Origin of the sequence: Rhodococcus sp. R1101 (genome assembly GCF_000278445.1) — a bacterium.
GTDB classification, from domain to species: Bacteria; Actinomycetota; Actinomycetes; order Mycobacteriales; family Mycobacteriaceae; genus Rhodococcus; species Rhodococcus gordoniae.
Map to the genome: position 1 here is coordinate 1 of NZ_AJVB01000585.1, position 2,127 is coordinate 2,127.

3 protein-coding genes are annotated in these 2,127 nt (G+C 68.7%); 1 reads left to right on the plus strand and 2 read right to left on the minus strand.

Annotation, left to right across the window (positions count from 1 at the left end; translation table 11 throughout):
- Together R1101_RS29825 and R1101_RS0121950 are read right to left on the minus strand one after the other, a co-directional pair.
- Nucleotides 1-201: FAD-binding protein (locus R1101_RS29825; RefSeq protein WP_157179198.1), on the minus strand; the 201-nt coding region annotated here is incomplete at its 3' end.
- A 73-nt stretch (nt 202-274) separates the two neighbouring features.
- Nucleotides 275-1,210 (minus strand): alpha/beta hydrolase, encoded by a 936-nt coding sequence (locus R1101_RS0121950; RefSeq protein ID WP_016935386.1) that lies wholly within the window; start codon nt 1,208-1,210, stop codon nt 275-277.
- Between the two features lie 200 nt (nt 1,211-1,410).
- Here R1101_RS0121950 and R1101_RS0121955 point away from each other — a divergent pair.
- On the plus strand, nt 1,411-2,127 hold a 717-nt coding region (locus R1101_RS0121955; RefSeq protein ID WP_026003581.1), incomplete at its 3' end, for a TIGR03619 family F420-dependent LLM class oxidoreductase.

Consider the following 2,127-nt stretch of genomic DNA (forward strand, 5'->3'; position numbering starts at 1 on the left):
GGGATTGGCCGGCACCCAGAAGGCACCACCGGAGCGGGCGGTGGAACCGCCGACATATTCGGATTTCTCGACGATGAGCGCCGACAGTCCCGCTTCGTGCGCGGCGATCGCGGCGGCCATACCTGTACCCGACCCGATCACGAGCAGGTCGACGGTGGTGTCCTGGGCGGGTACCACGGGCGGTACGGATGTCGGGGCCATCGACAGTCTCCTTCTCGTCGTTGTCTGCGGGACGCTAGGGCAGTTGCTCAGGACACGAGCCCGGTCGTCCCGGTCACCGGGAGATCCGCCCGTCGACCAGGCTACGCATCATCTTCCACACCTCCTGCCGCGCCGGCTCGGTGAGCGAGAGCGCAGGGAAGGTCAGGAATCCGTGGAACAGGCCGTCGAATCTGCGGTGCTGCACGGACACTTCGGCTGCGGCGAGGCGTGCGGCGTAGTCGTCGCCGGACGAGCACGGCGGATCGAGTTCGGCGGTGACGACGACCGCCGAGGGCAGTCCGGCGAGCGTTTCGGCGCGGGTCGGGATCAGGCGGGGATCGTCGGTGCCGTCCGGTGCGTACTGCTCCCAGTACCACCGCATCGCCGCCGCGGAGTTGTAGTAGCCGGTCCCGTACCTCCGGTACGACTCGGTGTCGAAGTCGTCGTCGATCACCGGATAGAACAACGCCTGACCGAGCACCGCCGGTCCACCCTTGTCGCGCGCGGCGAGGGCGACGGTGGCGGCGAGGTTTCCACCGGCACTGTCGCCGGCGACCACTATGCGCGCCGGGTCTCCTCCGTACGACGCGATGGTTGCGGCCGCCCAGCCGAGCGCGGCGTACATGTCGTCGTGCGCGGCCGGCGCAGGATGTTCCGGGGCCAGCCGGTAGTCGACGGACACGACGACGGCCCCGACGCCGTCCGCCATCGACCGGCAGAACTCGTCGTGACTGTCGAGATCGCAGAAGACGAACCCACCTCCGTGCGCGAACACGACGACCGGGAGGGCGGTCTCGGGGGACTCCGGACGGTAGAGGCGCAACGCGAGGTCGCCTCCGGGCCCGTCGACGACGAGATCGTGCACTTCCCGCATGGCGGGGAGGTTCCGGAGCGGACCGCGACGACTGCGGATGATCTCCCGGAGTTCCGTCGTCGGAATCGTCGTGACGTCCGGAAAACCCGCCTCCAGGGTCTTCAGCATGGACTCCACCTCGGGATGCAACGGCATGTCGGTCTCCTCCGCAGTCGATACGTGCGGGCCACGCTAGGTCTGCCCCGGGACGCACCGGAAGGCGATATCCCGTCCATCGGGTCGTGTATCGGCAAGCGGGACCGGACGTGCCCCGCGTCCCGTCTCGGCGCACACTCCCTGTCGGACCGATCGACGAAGGAGAGCGTATGACCGACGGATCGAACCGCAGTTCGGCGGTGCGCATCGGAATCACCAGTCCGATCGTCACGCGGGTCCCCGGGATCTCCGCCCGATGGGAGGCGGGCGCGGGTATCGAGGAACTGTCGCAGATCGCGGTCGCCGCCGATCGCGCGGGATTCCACCACCTCACGTGCAGCGAACATGTCGCCGTACCGGTGCCGGTGGCCGAGACGCGAGGTGGGACCTATTGGGATCCGCTGGCGACCCTCGGCTTCCTGGCGGCCCGCACCGATCGGATCCGGTTGGTCACCCAGGTTCTCGTCCTCGGCTACCACCATCCTCTGGAGATCGCCAAGCGCTACGGCACCCTCGACACGGTCAGCTCGGGACGGCTGACGCTGGGACTCGGCGTCGGTTCGCTCGAGGAGGAATTCGCGCTGCTCGACGCGCCGTTCACCGATCGTGGCGCGCGCGCCGACGACGCCCTCGCGGCACTGCGCGCTTCCCTCTCGCAGCGCGAACCCTCCTATCGTGGAGAATATTTCGAGTACTCGGATGTGGTTGTCGACCCCTGTGCCGTGCAACCGCGGGTGCCGATGTGGATCGGCGGCCGCACCCCGCGTTCCCTACGACGCGCGTGCGAGTTCGGGGACGGCTGGGTGCCCTTCGGTCTGGCCTTCGACGACATGAAGGCGATGCTCGCGAAGAGACAGCCGCCGCCCGGGTTCGAGATCGTGCTGTCGGTCGCCCGGCTCGACCCGCTCGGCGATCCC